Genomic DNA, 21,399 nt, shown 5'->3' on the forward strand with positions numbered 1-21,399 from the left:
GGCGGCGGCGGCAGCTGGTAGCCACTATAGAGAACTCATGGCCTGGCCATGGGTTCTTTCTTTATTTAAGCTTATGACTATTTACAGAAAGTTGTTAAAAGGTTATACTAACAATCAGCGACATTCACATTAAAGTGAATAAGAGGAGGAATCACATGTCCGTTATTGAAGATATGATCCAAGCATATGATCAAGTTTTTCTGGTCGAAAAGAAATGCTCCTACGAAGCCATCATAACCGACAATATCTTTTCAGAAAGACTTAAATTGTGCAACACAGAAAATGAAAAAAAGAAAGTGGCAGCATCAGAAGAAATCCTGCAGCATGCAAAACACCTGTTGGTACTGCCGGATGAGCATGACAGCCAGTTCTATATTCTGCTTCATGAAGATTTGTTTAAAGAAGACAATGTCTACTGCCAGATAATCGCTTATGAATACGCGCGTATTCTCGATTATGCCGAGTGCCGGGAAAAATACGGCATCGCCAACATGAGAGAAGAAAGCTGTCCGGACGACGACTGTCTGAAGTTTCTGATGGAAGCCCGGGCCGGTTTTAAAAGTTTCAGCCTGTTTTACAATCTGACGAGTGCCGACAGAAAGTCCGTGATTTATTCCTATTTGAGCTTCATGGTGCCGGATTACGAAAAACTGCTGAACCAGCATCTTCCGGAAAATATGTCGGCTCTTGCCGAATACTACGGCCGCTGCCTTGCCGTCAGCTATTACTCAAATGTTGAGCCAACCATGCCGGACTACATCAAGAAATACCCAGTTGATGAGCTGCTTGCGCAGGTTCATATCAATATTTTTGATTCGAGTATTTTCAGAAACTACGATGCCATCAGTAACGCCTACAGCGATTTTATGACCAATAAATCAAAGCAGACACGTGACCCGAGCGCATCCACCATTCACCGTCACACGTGCAGTCACACCCATGCACATGGTCATTCTCATGATCATTCGCAGGGAACACCTGCTCACTGAAAAGCAGTAACTAAAAAAGGGCCTTAAAATAGGTCCTTTTTTAGTTGTCGTCATCGAGATCCGAAAGCGTGATCTCCGCATGATGATTTTCCTCAAGCATATACTTCGGTTCGTTTCCCGCCTCATGGTAGATATGCCATTCCTGAGTATGCTTGTCCTGAAAGATGTATTTCTCCTTCTTGTTGATTACCACGGTATACTTCGTTCCGACTCCCCCGCCAGAAAAACAAAGTGATGCTTTTCCTTCTTCACCTCACTGATAAAATAAGATTTCCGGTCCACCGTCACTACCGCCGGTATCTCATACTCTTTATATTTGATTGTCTTTACCGTAACTGGATATTTTTTCATCATGCTCACCCCTGATTGAATTATATGATAAAAAACATAAAAAAACAACGGATGATCGATGATCCGCTGTTTTTTATCCGGAATGAAAATAAAGGGAGGATTATTTGTTTCCTTGAAATGATGATACGAAAAAAAGCTTAAGATCGTCTGAAATGACAGCAAATAAGTTGATATTTAAGGAAACACTAAGACTTTTTCAGCAACCCTTTTCTTTGTTCATAACGCGAATCAGATTCGGCCTTTCTGGGCCTGGATTTGTTTCAATTCCCTGCACTTTTGCCTGCTTTCATCCGCATACTCTTCGTAGACCTCCAGGTAATCATCATAGGCGATGGTGCAATCCTTCTGATCAAACATCCGGCAATAGCCTTCAAGTGCCTTCCAGTCACGGCTGTAGGCATGATAGCTCAGCGCGTTGTGCGTGTAGGAGCCAAGCTCACTGATGCCGGCTTCCTTTGCGATGTAACGGGACAGCTCGATCAAGGCAAACACGTTCATGGCAACCGCCTTGACACCGTCGTTGCTTCTGAATACCACATTGGTGTTGAGTTTTCCGTTTTTGACAGTATAGTGGATCAGTTGAAGACAGGGCGGATCAGCCAACCGTGCCGCTTTCTGATTGGAAACATGCAGGGTCGCTTGACGGGTGCCCGGATCTTCCTTCAATTTGCGGATGACGAATTCGATATTTTCGGCAAATAAATCGTGATAGGTATACCCGTACATGTCTTTCTCAAAGTCCTTCGTGCCTTCAACGATCTCCAGCACGTAGTCCACCAGGGTTTCCAGGCCGGCCGGCATGGCCATCGTGATTTTCACCTCCTGCACACTGTCGATATCCATGACAAGATGGATTTCTTTCAAATGGTCTTCACGGTCCTGATTCTTTCCGGTAACGATCTCGGCCCGGTTCAGAGCTTTCATTGCTTCCTCGATCCCCCGGTGCAGTTCTTTTTCATGTATATAAGTAATCATACTTTATAATGTCTGGCGATTCGCTGGCCCGGCATTCTCTGCCAGCCTTTATAATGCAATTTGCCAAACTCCTTTCTTTAAGCGCTTTGTCTAATGATACCATATTTTGAACGGAAAACAACTATCTGAAGTTTCCCGTTAGTTGATTCATTCAACTAAAATCAACTTTCAGTCCATTGCCATTGCTTTGACAACTCGGTATAATCTTATCAGAGGTGATGAAAAAACGATTTTGCAAATACAAACACACCCATTTGAAGGAGGCAATCAATGAAACGATTAGGTATTTTTCTCGCAACTACATTCATCCTGACCTGGAGTCTGGAATTTATTCTTATGGCAAACGGCGGTTATTCCAATCCCTATCTTATTTTTATTTTGAGCGGTGTGATGCTCATTCCCGCAATTTCAGTGGTCATCACGCGGCTCATCACACATGAAGGATTTAAAAAATTTGGACTCAAACCACATTTCAAAGGGAACATCAAATTTTATCTGATGGCATGGTTTGGCCCGTCCGTGCTGATTCTTACGGGTGCTGCCCTGTACTTTCTGATTTTTCCCTCGCATTTCGACCCGACGATGAGCAGTATCACCCAAGTCTACCAGGCTCAGGGGATTGACGTCACCGCATCTTCAATGACGACTATTTTCATCGCCCAGTTTGCCGCCGGCATGCTGCTGAGCCCGGTGCTGAACATCATCACCACTCTGGGTGAAGAAATCGGCTGGCGCGGTTATCTCCTGCCAAAACTCAGGGAGCATTACAGCGACCGAATCGCGATTGTGATTTCGGGCGCGATCTGGGGTTTGTGGCATGCGCCCATCATTGCCATGGGGCATAATTACGGAACCGGCTATCCCTTTTATCCCTGGGGCGGCATTTTGGCCATGATCGCCTTCTGCCTGTTCATCGGTTCTTTTTTCTCCTATCTGGTGATCCGGACGAAAAGCGTTCTGCCGGCAGCTATCGGCCACGGCGCCCTTAACGGATTTGTCGGTATCACAGCTTTCTTCACCATTGGCGACGTCAGCCCGTTCATCGGTCCGATGGCCACGGGCATCATCGGCGGTATTGGATTCATCGTCATCGGTACCATCTGCTTTGTTCTGGTCGGTCGACAGGCTAAACCGCATTCATTAAATCTGAACACGGTTACAGCCAAAACCGAATAAACAAAGCTAATCTGGGGTCTTGACTTATTCGCTAAAGGTTCTATAATGAAAATTGTGGATGTATTGAAATCAAACTCAATCACATGAATCTAGAATAAGAAGGCGTATATTTTGGACCAAACTGAAGAAGAAGAAATTAAGAAAGTAGCATTTTACCAGCGCTACTGGTTTGTTTTAGGCTTCCTGGTGCTTCTCCCACCGGTCGGACTTTTATTATTGTGGTTGAACAAACGGTTCAATCTGGCCGTAAAAATCCTGTTGACCATCATTTTTGGATACTGGATCGTCACGTTGTTCGGCTACCTCAATAATTCAGCAACGCGATCGCAGATGACTGCGGCAGCGGCCAGACAGGCAGTAACTGAACAGAAAGCCGCGTCGGAACAGAAAACAGAAAACGTTGCCGCCGCCAATACCCCGGAGGTAACCCTTGCTGAATACAGCAAGATCGAACCCGGCATGACTTATGACCAAATCGTCGCAATTATCGGCGGCTCCGGAACCCTGTCCTACGAGTTTGAGGAAACCTTCGACGATAAAATCTGTCTGATTCAGACCTACTCGTTCAAAGGAATCGGTGACGAAGGCGCGAACGTAATTCTAAGTTTTCAGGATGGCATTCTCTCCATGAAAACCCAGAATGGTCTCAAATAAGTTTTTCTCAAAAATCAAGGCTGATTGAAAGCCCCATGAAATTGAACTGGATCAATTTCATGGGGCTTTTTCTTCCGATCGGCAAAGATTGAGCTCTTCCCGCATACTGAAAACAAAAGCAGACTTTTTAGGATCAGTTAGTTTTCATAAAAATAGATATCACCGTTAGCATCCAGTGCGAAGATCTCAAAATCGGTATAGAGTGAGCTTCCGAAAATGTCGTCAATCTGGAATGAGTAGTAGTAATCCCCCGGTGACAGCAGTTCCTCATAAATAATCGGGTCATCGTTGAAGGTGTATTTTTCACCAACATAGGTGCCTTCCTCGTCAGTTTTCATATTGTAGGAATAGTACTCCGGCGTGATCAGATCACCTTTCTTCAGCTTGGTGATTTCCTTGGCAGACTGACCGGTTTCCGGATCGATACCGTCCCATGTGCCGATAATCCTGATCGTATAGTTGCCATCTGCCTGAAAGTCCAGACGGATTCTCAGGTTAGTTTCCACATCGTTGACCATAACCGGCGATGTATAAATGTTATAGTTGTTCCCCTGTTCCACAATGTAGGTCGCCAGCGGTTGACCATCGGGCAGCGCAAACCAGTAACCGTTGAAATTGTCCTCAAATTGGCCGCTATCCCAGTTTGCCGTGACGTTATCGTCCAGCCCCAGCTCAATCAGGTTTTCCCCATCACCGATGTCCATGAAGAGATCGCAGTAGACCGCATCCGCATAATCCAGGGTATCCTGGGATATGGTAAAGCCATACATGCCGTTCGCATTGAGCGCGGGCTGCTGTGAAAAGGAAACAGCGCTTTCATTCTCACTGAAGTTGTATTCCTGATCGCTTTGAACCACCATATCAGACCAGTAATTCTCGGTGTTTTCCTGATAGCCGTCACTCCAGTAAGCGGAATCCGACCCGAGCCAGTTTGCGTCACTGTAGTTGGCCAAATCGCCATTTTTTTCACCAGCATAGGCCATCTTATCCACGAAGGTCATGTAATAGGGACTGACGCAGATGTCCTTGAAGATGGAAAGTTCCTCGGAGCCCTGAATCGAAAGCGGATAGTAGACGGAAAGCCCGTTGGAATCAGCTTTGTCGCTGCCGTTTTTCATGTACAGCACACAGTCATCCAGTGCCGACAACGCTTTATCCGTACCTTGCACATCGACTGAAATGTTTTTGAGGATGGAGCCGAGATCCACCATATTGGTGTATCCTTCGGACTTGTTGTTGCCCCCGAAATTCTCGGCAGCAGTGATGCCTTTGGCGATTCCCGAAAGGACATCCGTATTGCCTGAAGCATTATACATGTTTTTCGCCACATCATTGAAGGCATAAACCAGCTCGTCGATTTTGGACAGATCGATGCATGACAGTGTCGCTTCGCTTTCACTGCCAATGGCGGCGCAGGCATTATAGAAGGAGTCAACAACGACAACGCCCAGATCCCCGCCTGTGATCGAGGGATTCGCCTCGATGGAACTGGCGATGGCCGAATAGTCCCATCCGTAACCGGGTTCAAGCTCTTCGGAACTGTACATGTATCGGGCATGGGGGGCTATCACGTTTGCCGTTTCAACCGTTCCCATAAGACAGGCGTCAAAGCCGATGAACTCGAAGGAGTCGGTCATTTTCGAATATTCAGTGGTCAAGGCATTTTCGATTTCGAGAAGTGAAAGGCTGTCGTATTCATTCTTTTCATCGAAGCAGACGCCAGTGATGCTTCCGCCGCCATGGTTCCAGAATACCAATCCCATTTTTTCAGCGGGATAGGTCTGAACTCCCCAGTCGAGGAAATCTGCCAGCGTCTCCGCGCTGCCCATGTTGGCCTCTTTCAGCTCATCCACTTTGTCAATTTGCTGATTCTCAATCACGAAACGTTCCGTGCTGGAAGAATCGACAATATCATTGTTCCAGGTTTCAGTTCCACCGGTCTGAACAATAAATTTCAGTCGGTCGGTTTTCGTCGCATCAACCATTTCCTGCAGATCCGCTGTCCCCAGGCCCCCGTCGCTTTCAAGGTCAGTTCCGCACATATATACATAAATGGTCCAGGTACCGGATGCACCCATTGCCTGCGTTTTTCCTCTTGAAAGGCGGTTGATCGCCAGCGTGCCATCGGAAGACACCGCCATATCCGTACTCCGTTTGATGGACGTATCAAGACCGGTATTGCGATGGCTGCTGACTCCGTCAGCTTCTTCTGAGCAGGCAGACAGCAATAGAATCATCCCCAATGTCAGGATCAGTGCCAGTAGTTTTCTTTTCATTTTACATCCTCCGTTTATAAACGATAGTGGGTTGAACCTTATAAAATTGCTGGTTTGTGGATTCTTTTAGAAAAGCAATGAAAAAATCATTTCGTCAATAATGACATCTAGCGTTTCTTCATCGATTTGTAGGTTCCCGAGTTTTGGAGCGCTTCAAAGACTGGTTCAATCCAGAGATTACCCAGCCCATACAAACCGTCGAGATAAATTTTGGAAAAAGTCCTTTCAAAAGCTTTGTAAAACAGAATCGGTTTTTTTAGCACCTCTTTTGGAGAAAGCCCGCAGTGGTGTACCGGCCACATTTCGGACATGAACATGATGGGCACGCGATCCGGTGTTTCCCGTTTAAAAGCAGTATTGAAACGCTGAATTTTCTCTTGATAAAGTTCCGATATTGATGAATCCATATTGAACCCCTTAAAATTATTTTGCGTTTCAATTATAACATATGCGATCCCTTAGTGATATAAAAAATCGCTCTGTTCAACCCTGGAATCTCATCGGATTCCAGCGGAACAGAGCGATCTGTTTAATTGTTTGTAGATGTGATTTGGTTTTAAAACATTTCTTTACTGAGTTCGTCGACAATTTCACTGGTAGCTTCATAAACGCCCAGGAATGAGCTGATGCCCAACCCTTGACTTAAACATGGGATAAAATAAAGCTTACCGCATTCCTTACAGGCAATTTCTGTATATTTACGGATTTCATCACGTGACCAGGCTGGATGGTCGACTTTACCGCTGTCGATATCCCCCATAAATGTCATCTTGCCACCGTATTGTTTGATGAGTTCTGGAACATTGTTGGTTGTCATCACACCCTAAATTTTTCAGATGTTTTATTTGATCAGATTAAATCAAGCGACTATTTCTTTGGCTTTAACGGCGGCACTGCCGGCGTCCAGTGCTTCCTGTACAGCGGCGGCAATCTTCTTTGATTTACCAGTTTCAACCAAACCCTTTACATTTTCAATTTTCGACATTTTCAGTGGGAAGCTTGTCTCCCGCTTTCAGTGTGTTGTTCTTGATTTTTTTGATGATGTCTTCCTGAATGAGTTGATAAATCTGCTGTTTCATCTATTCACCTATCACAGAAACGCCTTCGATGCGACATTTGTTGTAGCGGCAATACAACTGTCCGAAACCAATGGGAGACCTGTCCTGATCTAGAATATGCTGCTTGACGACGATGACCGGATCATCAGCTTGAAGCTGCAGGCGCTTTGCGATTTCAACAGTTGGCATCTCCATACTGATCGATATATTTCGGTGAACATCGAAGATGGACGTCCGGCTGGCGATGATTTCCGGGAATGTGATGTAGTTGATTTCCTTTTCTACGATGGGGATTCCAGTAAAATACGGGATGTATTTTGTGTCATAGGCAACCAGCTCACCGTCACTGTAAATAAGGTGCCTGATCACGACAATGCGCTTGTCCGGCGATACCCTCAGCTGGTAAATCAGTTCAGCTGTCGGCCTGATAATTTCGACTTCCATGAGTTGACTTTCTTTATTTGATCCGGTTAGCATAGCCAGTTCATCAAAAGCAAACAAATATTTGTCGTGATTGATTTTTTTGTAAAATAGCCCTTTCCCGGAACGGAGTAAAGCAGATTTTCATCGACAAGAATGGCCAGCGCCTTTCTGACCGTCATTCGGCTGACACCGTATTTGGAGCAGAGTTCTTTTTCCGAAGAAAGCGGATCGTTGGCGTTGAGGAGCCCGTAGGTAATCTGTTTGCGAATATCATCAGCTATTTTCAAATAAACAGGCACAGCCATTGTTCTCTCCCCTATTCTTGTTCTTTTATCCAGTTCTGGATGATTTTGATACCTTCAGCGGCGTCGCGACTGTAGGCATCGGCCCCGATAAAATGAAATGTTTCCAGCGTCAGCGGATTTCCACCAACGATGATTTTGATCTGATCTCTCAATCCATTTTTCTCAATCAGATCCACAGTGTCTTTCATGCTTTTGATTGCGGTGTGCAGAACCCCGCTCAAAGCAAGGATTTGAGGCTTTAATTCTTTGATCTGATCGACAAAGGCCTGCGGCGAAACATCGACACCAAGATCGACAATGTGATAGCCGCATGAAAGTGCCATTCCGGAAAAAAGTCCTTTTCCAATGTCGTGGAGATCTCCCTTGACTGTTCCTACCAGAATGGTGTCTTGAGCGTTCTGATCATCCTTTGATGAAGTGGGCTGCATGCGTTCCTGCGAAAGTATCTCTTTAAAAATAATGCCGGACATCATCAAGTCCGCAATAAAATAGTTGCCGATTTCGTATTCTTTTCCGACACAGTCCATTCCTCGCTTCAGTATTTCGATAATCTGCTCCGGTGTGTAGCCGGTGGCAAAAGCCTGGTCGACCAGCATGAGAATATCCTTTTCATTGACGTCTTTCACTGCTTGAATAAGTAGCTCTTCCATGTTAAATCCTCGTTTTTATAATTTGTATTAGTATAGCATAAAAAAATCTGATAATGAATAGCAATCGATGAAAAAGAGCCAGAACAGTTTTTGGCAATACTACCCGCAAAACTGCTCTGGCTCAAATCAGAATGTCTTTCAAGAACTCTTTTTTTCCTGCTTACGCTGAAACGGTGTCGAGGTCATGCCATTTATTTCCCAGAATGGGCGGCGCATAGTTTAACATCTCGTTGATCAACTCGTTCGGTTCCTGTGAAACCAGGAGCAGCTGTGTGTTCGATGGATTCATGAACCCCTCGGCAACGATGTTCTGCACTAAATTGATGAACGAATCAAAATAATTGGATATGTTGAGCACGCCAATCGGCTTTTTGTGAATACCGAGTTGTGCCCAGCTGAGGACCTCAAAAAGCTCTTCAAAGGTGCCGACACCTCCGGGAATAGCAATAAAGCCGTCGGATAAATCGGCCATTGTCCTTTTTCTTTCATGCATGTCTTTCACCCGAATCAGCTGGGTCAGGTGATCGTTGATGACCGCATCGGGAAAAAGTCCGGTGGGCATCACGCCGGTGACCCGTCCATTATTTTTCAGCATTTCATTGGCGATTTGTCCCATTAAACCTGTTTTAGATCCGCCGTACACCAATTCGATGTTGTTTTTCACCAGCACATCGCCTAATTGTCTGGTGATTTCACTGTATTCCGGACGAACCCCCATATTAGAACCTGAGTAAACGCATATTTTTTTCATAAGTCTGACCTCCTAAGGCAGTGCAGAACTGCAATCAGTTCATCTGTATCACAAAGCTCATAAGCTTTATTTGTTATATTAGAAAACTTAATTATATCAGATGATGTGCAATTCGACAAGACAAAAGAGACATCCCATAATTATTTATCATTTTGATCGACCTGAAAATCGGCGATCAAATTATTCGCGACATCATGCTGCCGTTAAATCAGCTGCCGATAATCTGTTTGCTTTCTTTCAGCATGACATCATGTGATCCGCCCTCAATAATACTGGTTTCCGAAATCAGGGTGATTTTTGCATGTTTGTGCAGTTTGGGTATGGTCAGAACCCCGCAGTTACACATGGTCGATCGGATCTTGCTCAATGAGAGGTTCAGATTGTCTTTCAGACTCCCGGCATACGGGACATAGGAATCAACCCCTTCTTCAAAGGAAAGCTTGCTGCTGCCTCCCATATCGTACCGCTGCCAGTTCTTGGCACGTTCGCTGCCTTCGCCCCAGTACTCCTTCATGTAGTTGCCCTTGATATTCACTTTATTGGTCGGGCTTTCATCAAAGCGGGCAAAGTAACGACCCATCATGATGAAATCCGCACCCATCGCCAGTGCCAGCGTCATATGATAATCGTATACCGTGCCGCCGTCCGAACAGAGCGGAATATAAATGCCGGTTTCTTTAAAATAATCATCCCTGGCTTTTGCGACTTCAATGATTGCGGTGGCCTGACCCCTGCCGATGCCCTTCTGTTCGCGCGTGATGCAGATTGCACCGCCGCCGATTCCGATTTTGATGAAATCCGCACCGGCTTCGGCAAGGAAAAAGAATCCCTCTTTGTCGACAATGTTTCCGGCCCCGATTTTCACCTTGTCGCCGTAATTTAAACGGACATATTGAATGACGATTTTCTGCCATTCTGTAAAACCTTCAGAACTGTCGATGCATAAGACATCGGCACCCGCATCGATCAGCGCCGGTATCCGCTCGGCATAATCCCGCGTATTGATGCCGGCACCGACCATAAAACGTTTGGAGGCATCGATCAGTTCATTTTCGTTTTCTTTATGGGAATCATAATCTTTTCGAAAGACCATGTAGACAAGCCTTTGGCTGCTGTCAATCAACGGGAGGCAGTTCAACTTGTGTTCCCAGATGATATCGTTGGCTTCTTTGAGTGTCGTATTGTCTGGTGCGCAGACCAGATTTTCAAATGGTGTCATGAATTCCTTGACTTTTGTTTTCAAATCCATTCGGCTGACGCGATAATCCCTGCTGGTCACAATACCCACAAGCTTGCCGGCTTCAGTTCCGTCGGAAGTGACGGCGACCGTAGAATGTCCTGTTTTTTTCTTCAGTACGAGAATCTCTTCGAGTGTTCCTTCGGGTGAAATGTTCGAATCGCTCACAACAAAACCGGCCCGGTAGGATTTAACCCGTGCCACCATTTTTGCCTGGTTTTCGATCGGCTGTGATCCGTAGATAAAAGAAAGTCCACCTTCTTTTGCTAATGCAATCGCCATCGTGTCATCGGATACGGACTGCATAATCGCTGAGACTGTCGGAATGTTCAGCGATATCGCTGGCTGTTCACCTCTTTTGAATTTCACCAACGGCGTTTTTAAACTGACGTTGTCGGGAATGCAGTCAGTTGATGAATAACCGGGTATGAGTAAATACTCTCCAAATGTATGAGACGGCTCACTAATGTATACGGCCATGATCTTCCTCCTTTTTCTTAATGGATAAACTGATTAACTATATATGATAACGAACTAATCGTTCACTGTCAAGTCTTTTAGTGCTGCCGTTTTATGATATTTGTATAATTTTTATACATTATCAGGTAATTATTTAACAAGGGCTTGTCAATGTTTTTCAGTGTGATAAAATACTGCTATGTGATAAAAAGAAACATCGTATCGCCTGTTTTGAATGAACTATTTTAATACGATTCTTAGAATTATAAAAATAAACCGTCTGTCATAGCAGAAATTTCGGAGGAGCTTCATGACGCTAAACAATTTGTTGTTTTTTAAAACAATGGTAGAATGTGGAAATATAAAAACCACAGCTGAAAAACTCTATGTGGATCAGCCGACAGTAAAACGGGGATTGCGAAATCTCGAAATCGAATTGGGCTACACACTTTTTTTTAAACAGGGAAAAAAATTGGAACTCACGGAATATGGTGAAAAATTATCCGAGATCACCAGTGAAGTATTCTCAAAAATCAATTCCATCGATGGCGAACTGAAGAAGATCAAGGATCTGAGCTACGTTTCCCTGAACGTCTATTCAAGCTATCAGCCGTTTCTTGACTTCATTTCTTTTTACATGCTTTCAAATTTTCCATCCATAAAAATCAGATGTAACCGGGCTTTTGATATTGATCCGGAAGAGATGGCAACCCATCATGCCGATCTGGTTATCTGTTCCTATACAAAGGAAGAAGCCCAGGATAAGGTTGACAAATTCAGAAGCATCGGCTATTATCCCATGTTTCTGGTTCAGGAAAGAATGTTCCTGGTCGTTCCACCGGAGCATAAACTGGCTAAATGGAAATCGATTTATTTCGAGGAGCTCGTCTCCAACAACATTCAGCTGATCAAATCGCGTGAAATAAACTATCAGAATCTGTGGATCGAACAGATGGAGAAAGAACGCGGCATCACCGGCAATTTTCTGGAAGTTGCCGGTGTGGAAATGGAAGAAATGAAATACAGCACCGAATACCCGTACCTCGCTTCATCTTTTTTCCTCGCGATGAAGAAGGACAAGAAAATACGGCTGCAGCGATCCCTGGTCAAATTGAACGATGAGGATGCAATCAGAAATCTGTACGCCTTCTACCCTAAAGCAAATTATAAAAAGATTGCCTTTCTGCTGGATGTTCTGATTCGAAAATTCTACGATTTATACTAGCTCCGGTCCAGGGCCGGATAGTTGTTCCGATTAACCATTCATGAAAATTCAGAATAAGTGCTTATGGTCATTTCCAATCAGGCTGATGACATAAGTACTTATTTTTTTGACTGAAAGTGACTTTAGGCTGTGTTTCACGAAGCTAAAAACGGGTAACTAATAATAAATAATATTCAAACAGATAAGGAGGATAGCGAAATGTTGAACGAAGTAAACGTAACGATCCTGCGAAAAGGCGACCATTTGGAAGTGTTTCAGGATGGGCTGATGGTTTCAAAAAAGGAATCAGTCAGGAAAATCCTCAGCGAAGGCGAATGCGAAGAATTTTACGACAATTGGGTTTATGAGGTTGATCACGATGCTAATGAAAAACTCGGCCGAATCATCCATGGATTGATGACTGGAGACTATGCGAAAGTGGAATAAATTAATTAATGAATTTCTGCAATGCCGCGCCGCCAAGTCTGGTGAATAATGCTCTCCAAACTGCCAAGCAGTTCTGACAGCTGGCATGTGTTTCTGCGGCGAATGCGGAACTAAAATCTGAAAGGAGCCATGAATTATGTCATCTGATTTACTAGGAGGTCTTCTAAAAGGCCTGGGAAGTTTTATGCCATCGGATAATCCGGATACCCAGATTTTCAATGCTACCAACCAGCTTAATGCATTACAGCAGCAGAAAATCGAGATTTATGCAAAAATAGGCGAAAAAGCCTGTCTGGTTCACCCAAACGAAGTCGCTTATTCCGACCTGATTGATGAATTGAATATCATCGGAAGAAAAATGACTGAAGTCAATCATATTCTGGAGAACGCCAGGGCGGAGAAAGAAGCTCAGGAAGAACAAACCGAAGCGTATCGCTGCACAGAGTGCGGCTACGATAACGCCCCCGGTATGAAATTCTGTCAGGAATGCGGTGCAAAGCTCCACGGTCATGCGCCGGCCATCTGCAAGAAATGCGGCGCAAAGAATAAAACCGGCGCCAATTTCTGCGGCGAATGCGGCGAAGCCTTATAAAAAAAGAAAATCACCTTTTCGCAAAAATGGCAGTGGAAGCCGCATGATGCAAAAAGGTGATTTTAATAATTTTAGCTCAATTATATTTATGAATCCAGTTTCAGCACCGCCATGAAAGCTTCCTGTGGCACTTCGACGCTGCCAACCTGACGCATTCGTTTCTTTCCTTCTTTCTGTTTTTCCAGAAGTTTTCTTTTACGGCTGATATCTCCACCGTAGCACTTGGCCAGAACGTCTTTTCGCATCGCGCTGATGGTTTCTCTGGCGATAATTTTTGTGCCAATGGCCGCCTGAATCGGAATTTCAAACATCTGACGGGGAATTTCCGCTTTCAGTTTTTTGACGATTAAGCGTCCCCGGCCGACTGCCTTTTCGCTGTGCACGATGAACGACAAAGCATCGACCAGCTCACCGTTCAGGAGAATGTCCAGTTTAACCAGATCCGCCGGCCGGTATTCCTTGATATCATAGTCAAAGGATGCATAACCGCGGGTACGCGATTTAAGGGCATCGAAGAAATCATAAATGATCTCATTCAGGGGCAGTTCATACTCCAGAATAACCCGGCTTTCTTCAACATAGTTCATCGTCAGATAAACGCCCCGGCGTTCCTGACAAAGCTCCATGACTGCTCCCAGATATTCTGAAGGAACCATGATATTGGCATTGACGATGGGTTCCTCCATCGTTTTTATCTCAACCGGATTGGGCAGGTTCGTGGGATTGTCGACCCACAGCTCGGTACCGTCCGTTTTGATGACCTTGTAAATAACGCTGGGCGCAGTGGTAACCAGATCCAGATTGAATTCCCGTTCCAGACGTTCCTGGATGATCTCCATGTGAAGCAGACCCAGGAAGCCGCATCGGAAACCGAATCCCAGTGCGATGGATGTTTCCGCTTCATAGAGAAGGGATGCGTCATTGAGCTGAAGCTTGGCCAGTGCCTCCTTGAGGTCTTCAAAGCGGGAACCGTCGGCGGGGTAAATCCCACAGAACACCATGGAGGTGACCTTCTTGTATCCCGGCAGCGCTTCACTGGCCGGGTTTTCGGTTTCCGTGATGGTGTCCCCCACCCGGGTGTCGCGTACGTTTTTGATACCGGCGTTGACATAGCCGACATCTCCGGCACAGAGTTCATCGACAGGCAGCAGGCCTTTGGCAAAAACACCAACCTCATCCACTTCAAAAGATTTTCCGACAGCCATCATGTCGATTTGCATGCCTTTTCGGATTTTTCCCTGCACGACGCGGATGGATGCGATAACCCCGCGGTACTGATCGTAATAGGAATCAAATATCAGCGCCTGAAGGGGTGCATTGACGTCACCTGCCGGTGCCGGCACTTTTTTGACGATGGTTTCCAGAACCTCGTGGATATTGATGCCGGTTTTGGCTGAAATGAGCGGTGCATCGTGGGCATCAATGCCGATGACATTTTCGATTTCATCCTTGACTCTGTCCGGATCCGCGCTCAGAAGGTCGATCTTGTTAATCACCGGAATGACTTCCAGATTGTTGTCCAGCGCCAGATAGACGTTGGCGATGGTCTGGGCCTCGATTCCCTGGGAACCATCGACAATCAGAATAGCGCCTTCGCAGGCAGCCAGACTTCTTGAAACTTCATAAGTGAAGTCGACATGCCCCGGGGTATCAATGAGATTGAGAATGTACTCCTCACCGTTATCCGCGTCATAAAGCAGACGTACTGCCTGGAGCTTGATGGTGATCCCCCTTTCCCGTTCGATATCCATATTATCTAAAAACTGTTCTTCCATATCCCGCTTGCTCAGGAGTCCGGTATCTTCAATCAGACGGTCGGCCAGGGTTGACTTCCCGTGGTCGATGTGCGCGATGATTGAAAAGTTTCTTGTGTGTAATTGTTTGTCTGTCAAATTTTTCCTCTACTTTCGAATCGTATATATTTTAATCGGTATGATAGTTTCTCTTCGCTGACGACGGTTGCCCGCCTATGACATGGTTCTGAAGAACAGGCTAGGGTTTCTACGATTTTAACAGGATACCAAATCTGTTTCTTCTCTTAGAAGAGTATTTTATCAAGAAATATTTTTTTTGTCACGTTTTTTCTTGATAATTCTTGTCAAACGTGTTAGAATTGTGATGTTATAAATAAATGAGGGGGGTGAACCCATGGCTAACATCAAATCAGCTATGAAACGAGCTAAAACAAACGAAAAAAGTCGTCTTCGAAACAGAGCAGTGAAGACAAATCTTAAGACTTGTGTTAAGAATTTCGATCTTGCAGTTGCTGAAGGTAACGTTGAAGCAGCAAAGGAATCTTTTCGTTTAGCTACAAAGAAAATTGATATGGCTGCGACAAAAGGTATTTTGCACAAAAATACAGCAGCACGTAAAAAAAGTACTTTAGCTAGAATACTAAACGAAATGAATGCTTAACGACCTCATTTATATATTCCCAAAAAACCCGTGTCTCTAGGGTCTTACAAAGATGTACTTACTCAGGTACATCTTTTTTTATTTGCCCAGGAATCACGGATTTCTACTTAATCTTCATCAGAAACAGCTCCAGAGCAAAATTCTGATCGATTTCTCCGAGCTTCATCCGGGCATCCAGGTCGGCACCCAAAACCATCAGATCCCAGAGGCTTTCGAGGGGATAGTTTCTTCCATTCTTCAGAATCTTGTTGACCACAAAAGGCGCCAGCTTCATTTCGCCTGCCACTGTCTTTGGCGGCATTCCCCGCCCGGTATGAATTTTCACCATCAGAAGCATCCGGATCTGCCTGAGAAGCAGGCTGAAAACGCCGAATGGTGACTCACCTTCCTGGTAGAACTGACTGAGCATCAACAGGGCCCGGCCTTTATCGCCAGTCATCGCGTAATCGATCATTTTGAAAATTCCGTCTTCGATGGATTGGGGCAGAATCAGCAGCACATCCTCCTTCGTCACTTCTTCCCGATCTCCGATGTAGTCGATGAGACTGTTGAGTTCATTATCCACCATTTCCATGTTTTTCTTCTCGTTCGCCAGATACATGGAACGCTGGATGAAAACATCCAGCGCAGAACGCGCTATTTTTTTGCCGGCATTCTGGATGCGCCGCGTAATCCAGGCCTGGAGCTCCCCGGCATCGAGCTTCTCAAAAACAACGACACTGCCGTATTTCGTAATGGCTTTGTATACCTTTTTGCGTTTATCCGGCTGCTCCCAATAAATAATCAGCAATGTGCTGGGACAAGGCTTTTCAAGATAGGCAGTCAGCCGTTCCAGATCCTTTTTGTCAGTGATCTTGTCAAACTGGGCTTCCTTTCTGACAATCACCATACGTTTTTTGCTCATCAGCGGCAGGGTTTCACAGGTGGCAAGAAGTTCAGAAACATCAAGATTCTTGTCGCTGTAAATCGTCAGGTTGAGAGTTTCCAGTCCCCGGGATATTTCTATGTCAGCGAGCGTTTTTTCCATCATGTGCCCGATGTACTGCTCTGGGCCCGTAAAAAGATAGACGGGGCTGATTTCGTTATTTTTTATGTTCTTGTTGAGTTCTTTATAATTCACTGTTTGTCTCCATTAATCTGCGTAGGTTTTGTAGTGTATCCATTCGCCATTGCTTGTAATCTCCACCGCACCGTTTTCATCCGTTCTCAGGGTTTTTATATCCTGCTGCTGCAGACGGCTCAGTGCTTCATCACTCGGGTGGCCAAAATAATTGTGCGCCCCAACGGAAATCACGGCCATTTCCGGATCGACCGCTTCAAGGAATTCGCTAGTGGACGAGTTTTTTCCGCCGTGATGGGCTATTTTAATGATCTGATAATCTTTGTGCTCAGTTTCCTCCTTCAAGTCCGCCAGAAGAAGTGCCTCGCTTTCTTTTTCAATATCTCCGCAAAAGAGAATATTGGTTTCTTTGTAGCTCAGGCCCATCACAAGCGAGGCATTGTTCTGCTCATCGTCTGCTTTGGGGCTTGTCTCTCCATTTGGGCTGAACACTTTAATTTCAACGCCGTCCGTGCCCTTAACCGCCGAGCCTTTTTTAAGCAGCGTCACCGGCACAAACGACTGGTTCAACAGGGTTTCACTGTTTGTCTGGATGCTCATAAAAAGATTGTCAATCGGATATTCGTCCGAGACCAGCTCTTCAATGCCCTGGACGTGATCGACATGGTTATGGCTCAGAAATACCCCGTCGAGTTTTTCGATGTGTTTCGAGTACAGCACAGGATAAAGGACATTCTCGGATATTTCGCTGGATTTGGAAAAGAGATAACCGCCCCCGTCGATCAGGTAATTCTGTCCTCCCGGCGTCTCGATGAGAATACTGTCTCCCTGCCCCACATCCAGAATCGTCACCACCAGATTCCGGGGATAAAGCGGAATCAGGACAAGAAGCAGCGCCAGCATGCAGGCGGATGCCGTCACTGTGTTTCTTATCCGCGGTGATTTCAGGAAGAAATAACCTGAGATAAGAAATGAAAACAGCAGCAAGAGACTGATTTCGACGATGGTCAGTCCGCCCCGGTTGATCATCAGAAAACCAAGTGCATTTCCCAGATCATTGATACCGTCCAGCATCACCAGAATGGATTTCCCCAAAAATGCGACGGGCATAGCCAGCAGGGAGCCTGCAAAAGGAAAAAGAGTCGCAATCAACAAAAAGATCATCCCCGCCAGTAAAAAAATACCGATCAGGGGCACCACCAGCAAATTTGAAAGGAAGCTTAAAAATGTAAAGCTTTTGAAATGATACAAAAGGATCGGAAGGGTACCGATTGTAGCACATAAGGTCAGAATCAGTCCCTCGCTGATCGGTCCGCTTTTTTTCCTGATGCGCGGCGATTTTTTGTTTCGTTGCCGATTATACCAATAGAGCAATGGGTTGTAAAAAAGGATGATTCCCAGCATGGCGCCCATGGACAACTGAAATCCGGGCTGGAAAAGCTGACTCGGCCATAGGCAGAGAATAATCAGCCCCGCCAGACAAAGCTGATTCAGAGCATCCTTTTCGCGATGCAGTCCCTGTCCCAGAGTCAGACAGACAATCATGATCGCGGCGCGGACTACCGGCGGAACAAACCCCGTGAGGGCAACGTAAAAGAGCAACGCCGGCAGAAGAAAGATCAGCCAGACATTCTTGTTTATTTTCAGTGCCATCAGGATCAGCGAAAGCGCCAGAAATACATAACCGACATGAAGTCCGGACACGGACAGGACATGGGTAACGCCGGCATTCTGAAAACTTTCCGTGAGGCCTTCGTCAAGATCCTTTTCACCGAAAACAACGCCCTTGAGTAGATCCGCTACGTCCGCGGGAAAATAAGTGTCGCAGCGATTCTCAAGTTGCCGTTTAACCCCCATAATCCAATAATACAGGGACGCCTCATGGCCGACCGGATCAATCTGATCCGGTTTGGCAACCAGCAGACCATCGATGGCCTGGGATTTGAGATAAAGTCCGTAGTCAAAGCCTCCCGGGTTTCTTTTTCCGGTCGGTTTTGACAGATTTCCCGTCAACGTCAGAACATCGCCGGGAGCAAACATCATGGAATCCGCCATCTGTTCGGAATCTTCGTCCAGGTAAATGGTTACCTTTAAGCCGAAAGATTCAGCCGCCGCATTGTCTGTCTTATCGGCTTCAAGAGCTTTGGTTTTCAGATTCATCAACAACCGATTTTCCTTAACAACGGGATAGTCTGTAACCACCCCGGTCACCTGAACCGCCTGATCATAAAACGAAGCAAGCGGGTCAGTGAGTGGAAAGGCGCCATACCCCAGACCAATACCGGCACCGAAAATGACGAGTATGAACAGCATCTGCACTTTGCTGATATTTTTTACGAGCAGGGGCATCACCGCAAAAAGACAGGCAAACAACAGGATGATCCAGACGGAGATCCTGTAATAAGAAAAAGCAATGGACAGTCCAAGGGCTATGATCCCCCACAGTAACGGTCGCTTCATGCCGAAATACGCTTACAAATCAGCCAGTGCTTTTATATCATAGGTTTTTCCGATCTCTGTCACCAAGAGGTTTCCCTTGAAATGTCTTTTGCCTTTCTCAAGGTACTTTTTCGGATCTTCAGCTGGCGAAAGATGTGTCAGAATCAGGGTTTTCACGCCTGCTTTGTTCGCAATTTCACAGGCTTCCTTCACGCACAGATGCTTGTCGGACGCGTTGTCTTCCAGAAAAGCCGCATCGCAGAGCAGCACATCCACCCCTGTTGCGAACTCATCCAGTGCTGGTGTGTAGCAGGTATCGCCGGTGTAGAGAAACGTCGTTGCGCCATCGGTGATTTTTGTGCCAAAATCCGGAAATGGGTGTTTCAGCCTCTTAAATGTCAGCTGCAAATTGCCCCTGGTTAATTCCAGTTTTTCTGTAATCTTTTTGATCTGGAAAACTTCCTTGTAATAGAGCGATGCCAGATCAAGGGATGGCGCAAACGGCACATACAATGGCAGCTGCCGGCCTTGTTCCTGAAGTGCATAGCGCAGCACAAAAAGATCTGCAATGTGATCGGAATGCAGATGCGAACAGATTATCATATCCAGATCAGTAAAATCGAGCGACTTCTGAAGATTTGCCAGCACGCCGCTTCCGAAATCCAGAGCAATCCGAGCATCCGCTGCCGCGAATAAATATCCGGATGAGGCTCCCCCCGGCCCCGGATAAGGTCCGGTATTTCCAAGCACAGTCAATTTCATTTTGTCTACCTCTTTTCTATATCACTGTTTTTCAGATATTTATAATTTTTTTATTTCTTTATTATACACTGATTGAAGCAATTTTAATATCCGTAGGATGTTTTTTTTGTCTAGTTTTAATATTCTTTTGCTATAATTAAAAGATACCATATAGCAATACCTGCATTTGTCGCGAAATATTATTTTTGCGACAATACAATTTTTTTTTGAAAGGACTTATTCATAATGGAGACCATTAAAAATATATTTTATGCTTCCGATGGCGCAAAGATTACCTATTATCAGACGCCCTGTCCACCGGAACCCAAAGGCGTCGTTCTCATCATTCACGGGATGGCGGAATATGCCGCGCGCTACCATGAATTTGCGGACTTTTTTTATGCAAACAACTATATCGCCATCGCCCACGATCAGCGCGGTCATGGACAGACCGGCCGGGATTCCGGAGACATGGGCTTCTTTGCAAGCGGCAACGGCTGGAAACGCGTCATCCAGGATGTAAAGGAAATCTCCTGGTCGCTCAGAGATTCCTATCCGGGTCTGCCTCTTTTTATCATCGGACACAGCATGGGGTCGGTGGTTGCAAGAAGCGCCGTCATTTCATTTCCGAACGTTTACAACAGTGCAGTATTTGTTGGGACCACAGTGGGCATCAATGGCTTTATGCAGAAAATCGCCAGTCTCATCGCCAGACGGGAAATCCGGAAAAACGGAGAAAAAACACCCTCGCAACTACTTGCCGAGCTTTCTTTCGGCAGCTACAACAAGAAATTCAAGCCCAACCGAACCGACTATGACTGGCTGTCGCTGAACCGAGAAAATGTGGACGCCTATATCGAAGATCCCCTTTGCGGCTTTACCTGCAGCTCCGGATTTTATCGGGATCTTTTCTACGGCATTCAATTTGCCAGCGATTATGAAAACCTTCAGCATATTCCCCATGATTTTCCGATGCTGTTTCTGTCGGGACAAAACGATCCCGTTGGCGGTATGGGGAAAGAAGTAGCGCAGATCGTCCAGCTGACCAAAAAAGCCGGAGCCGAAAATGTCGATCTCGTTCTCTATCCCCTGCTTCGTCATGAAATTCTCAACGAAGAAAACCGGGTCCTGGTCTACCGGGATGTGCTGCGCTTTTTCGAATCGCACCGCTTATAAAATTTTCGCTTAATCAGTCGC

General features: G+C 45.6%; 23 protein-coding genes and 1 pseudogene. 8 read left to right on the top strand and 16 right to left on the bottom strand.

Annotated features, from left to right (window positions below):
• Positions 1–155 precede the first annotated feature (155 nt).
• A complete protein-coding gene (locus GH808_RS00005) occupies positions 156–989 on the top strand; it encodes a hypothetical protein (protein ID WP_186840750.1) in 834 nt (277 codons plus the stop codon).
• A gap of 40 nt (positions 990–1,029) precedes the next feature.
• Here the strand turns inward: GH808_RS00005 and GH808_RS00010 are convergent, their stop codons facing one another.
• From GH808_RS00010 to GH808_RS00020, 3 genes are all read right to left on the bottom strand, one after another.
• Entirely contained in the window at positions 1,030–1,182 is a 153-nt protein-coding gene (locus GH808_RS00010) for a hypothetical protein (RefSeq protein WP_186840751.1), read from the bottom strand.
• Complete coding sequence (locus GH808_RS00015) at positions 1,176–1,343, bottom strand: hypothetical protein (protein WP_186840752.1); 168 nt, start codon at positions 1,341–1,343, stop codon at positions 1,176–1,178. Before GH808_RS00015 ends, GH808_RS00010 begins: the two co-directional genes overlap by 7 nt.
• A 225-nt stretch (positions 1,344–1,568) precedes the next feature.
• On the bottom strand, positions 1,569–2,315 hold the full coding sequence (locus GH808_RS00020; RefSeq protein WP_186840753.1) for a thymidylate synthase: 747 nt from the start codon (positions 2,313–2,315) through the stop codon (positions 1,569–1,571).
• Between the two features lie 270 nt (positions 2,316–2,585).
• Between GH808_RS00020 and GH808_RS00025 the strand changes: the two genes are divergently transcribed.
• Together GH808_RS00025 and GH808_RS00030 are read left to right on the top strand one after the other, a co-directional pair.
• Positions 2,586–3,491 carry a type II CAAX endopeptidase family protein gene (locus GH808_RS00025; RefSeq protein ID WP_186840754.1) on the top strand — a complete coding sequence of 302 codons (906 nt, stop codon included), beginning with the start codon at positions 2,586–2,588 and terminating at the stop codon, positions 3,489–3,491.
• Positions 3,492–3,602: 111 nt separating this feature from the next.
• Positions 3,603–4,145: a hypothetical protein gene (locus GH808_RS00030; RefSeq protein WP_186840755.1), complete on the top strand. Its 543-nt coding sequence runs from the start codon at positions 3,603–3,605 to the stop codon at positions 4,143–4,145.
• Positions 4,146–4,282: 137 nt separating this feature from the next.
• On the opposite strand, the gene GH808_RS00035 is transcribed toward GH808_RS00030, so the two are convergent.
• The 9 genes and pseudogenes from GH808_RS00035 to GH808_RS00070 form a co-directional block, all read right to left on the bottom strand.
• A complete protein-coding gene (locus GH808_RS00035) occupies positions 4,283–6,421 on the bottom strand; it encodes a clostripain-related cysteine peptidase (RefSeq protein WP_186840756.1) in 2,139 nt (712 codons plus the stop codon).
• Positions 6,422–6,528: 107 nt separating this feature from the next.
• Positions 6,529–6,828: a uroporphyrinogen decarboxylase/cobalamine-independent methonine synthase family protein gene (locus GH808_RS00040; RefSeq protein WP_186840757.1), complete on the bottom strand. Its 300-nt coding sequence runs from the start codon at positions 6,826–6,828 to the stop codon at positions 6,529–6,531.
• Positions 6,829–6,977: 149 nt separating this feature from the next.
• Positions 6,978–7,244 (bottom strand): annotated as a pseudogene (locus tag GH808_RS00045) (uroporphyrinogen decarboxylase family protein); the annotation flags it as partial.
• A gap of 36 nt (positions 7,245–7,280) precedes the next feature.
• Complete coding sequence (locus tag GH808_RS15490) at positions 7,281–7,406, bottom strand: hypothetical protein (RefSeq protein WP_279289651.1); 126 nt, start codon at positions 7,404–7,406, stop codon at positions 7,281–7,283.
• 94 nt (positions 7,407–7,500) lie between these two features.
• The gene (locus tag GH808_RS00050) at positions 7,501–7,956 is read right to left on the bottom strand and encodes a UTRA domain-containing protein (protein ID WP_279289647.1); all 456 of its coding nucleotides are present in this window, start codon (positions 7,954–7,956) and stop codon (positions 7,501–7,503) included.
• A complete protein-coding gene (locus GH808_RS00055; protein ID WP_186840759.1) occupies positions 7,950–8,207 on the bottom strand; it encodes a GntR family transcriptional regulator in 258 nt (85 codons plus the stop codon). Before GH808_RS00055 ends, GH808_RS00050 begins: the two co-directional genes overlap by 7 nt.
• Positions 8,208–8,218: 11 nt before the next feature.
• On the bottom strand, positions 8,219–8,857 hold the full coding sequence (locus tag GH808_RS00060) for a cobalamin B12-binding domain-containing protein (protein WP_186840760.1): 639 nt from the start codon (positions 8,855–8,857) through the stop codon (positions 8,219–8,221).
• 160 nt (positions 8,858–9,017) lie between these two features.
• Positions 9,018–9,608 (bottom strand): LOG family protein, encoded by a 591-nt coding sequence (locus GH808_RS00065; RefSeq protein ID WP_186840761.1) that lies wholly within the window; start codon positions 9,606–9,608, stop codon positions 9,018–9,020.
• A 208-nt stretch (positions 9,609–9,816) separates the two neighbouring features.
• Positions 9,817–11,325 (bottom strand): IMP dehydrogenase, encoded by a 1,509-nt coding sequence (locus tag GH808_RS00070; RefSeq protein WP_186840762.1) that lies wholly within the window; start codon positions 11,323–11,325, stop codon positions 9,817–9,819.
• 289 nt (positions 11,326–11,614) lie between these two features.
• Here GH808_RS00070 and GH808_RS00075 point away from each other — a divergent pair, with 289 nt between their 5' ends.
• The 3 genes from GH808_RS00075 (at position 11,615) to GH808_RS00085 (ending at position 13,547) form a co-directional block, all read left to right on the top strand.
• Positions 11,615–12,529: a LysR family transcriptional regulator gene (locus GH808_RS00075; protein WP_186840763.1), complete on the top strand. Its 915-nt coding sequence runs from the start codon at positions 11,615–11,617 to the stop codon at positions 12,527–12,529.
• A gap of 198 nt (positions 12,530–12,727) precedes the next feature.
• On the top strand, positions 12,728–12,955 hold the full coding sequence (locus tag GH808_RS00080) for a hypothetical protein (protein WP_186840764.1): 228 nt from the start codon (positions 12,728–12,730) through the stop codon (positions 12,953–12,955).
• A gap of 136 nt (positions 12,956–13,091) precedes the next feature.
• Positions 13,092–13,547 (top strand): zinc ribbon domain-containing protein, encoded by a 456-nt coding sequence (locus GH808_RS00085; RefSeq protein WP_186840765.1) that lies wholly within the window; start codon positions 13,092–13,094, stop codon positions 13,545–13,547.
• 86 nt (positions 13,548–13,633) lie between these two features.
• Here GH808_RS00085 and lepA read toward each other — a convergent pair whose 3' ends face one another.
• Complete coding sequence (lepA, locus tag GH808_RS00090) at positions 13,634–15,439, bottom strand: translation elongation factor 4 (protein WP_186840766.1); 1,806 nt, start codon at positions 15,437–15,439, stop codon at positions 13,634–13,636.
• 256 nt (positions 15,440–15,695) lie between these two features.
• Here lepA and rpsT point away from each other — a divergent pair, with 256 nt between their 5' ends.
• Complete coding sequence (rpsT, locus tag GH808_RS00095) at positions 15,696–15,962, top strand: 30S ribosomal protein S20 (RefSeq protein ID WP_186840767.1); 267 nt, start codon at positions 15,696–15,698, stop codon at positions 15,960–15,962.
• Positions 15,963–16,065: 103 nt separating this feature from the next.
• On the opposite strand, the gene holA is transcribed toward rpsT, so the two are convergent.
• The 3 genes from holA to GH808_RS00110 are packed head-to-tail and all read right to left on the bottom strand — an operon-like array spanning position 16,066 to position 20,223.
• Positions 16,066–17,082, bottom strand: a complete 1,017-nt coding sequence (gene holA, locus GH808_RS00100; protein ID WP_186840768.1) for a DNA polymerase III subunit delta — start codon at positions 17,080–17,082, stop codon at positions 16,066–16,068.
• Between the two features lie 12 nt (positions 17,083–17,094).
• Positions 17,095–19,482, bottom strand: a complete 2,388-nt coding sequence (locus tag GH808_RS00105) for a DNA internalization-related competence protein ComEC/Rec2 (protein WP_186840769.1) — start codon at positions 19,480–19,482, stop codon at positions 17,095–17,097.
• A gap of 12 nt (positions 19,483–19,494) precedes the next feature.
• Positions 19,495–20,223 (bottom strand): MBL fold metallo-hydrolase, encoded by a 729-nt coding sequence (locus GH808_RS00110; protein WP_186840770.1) that lies wholly within the window; start codon positions 20,221–20,223, stop codon positions 19,495–19,497.
• Positions 20,224–20,448: 225 nt separating this feature from the next.
• Here GH808_RS00110 and GH808_RS00115 point away from each other — a divergent pair, with 225 nt between their 5' ends.
• Positions 20,449–21,378 carry an alpha/beta fold hydrolase gene (locus tag GH808_RS00115; protein ID WP_186840771.1) on the top strand — a complete coding sequence of 310 codons (930 nt, stop codon included), beginning with the start codon at positions 20,449–20,451 and terminating at the stop codon, positions 21,376–21,378.
• The last annotated feature ends 21 nt before the right edge of the window (positions 21,379–21,399 follow it).

It is taken from the genome of Acetobacterium fimetarium (assembly GCF_014284475.1).
Lineage (GTDB): Bacteria > Bacillota > Clostridia > Eubacteriales > Eubacteriaceae > Acetobacterium > Acetobacterium fimetarium.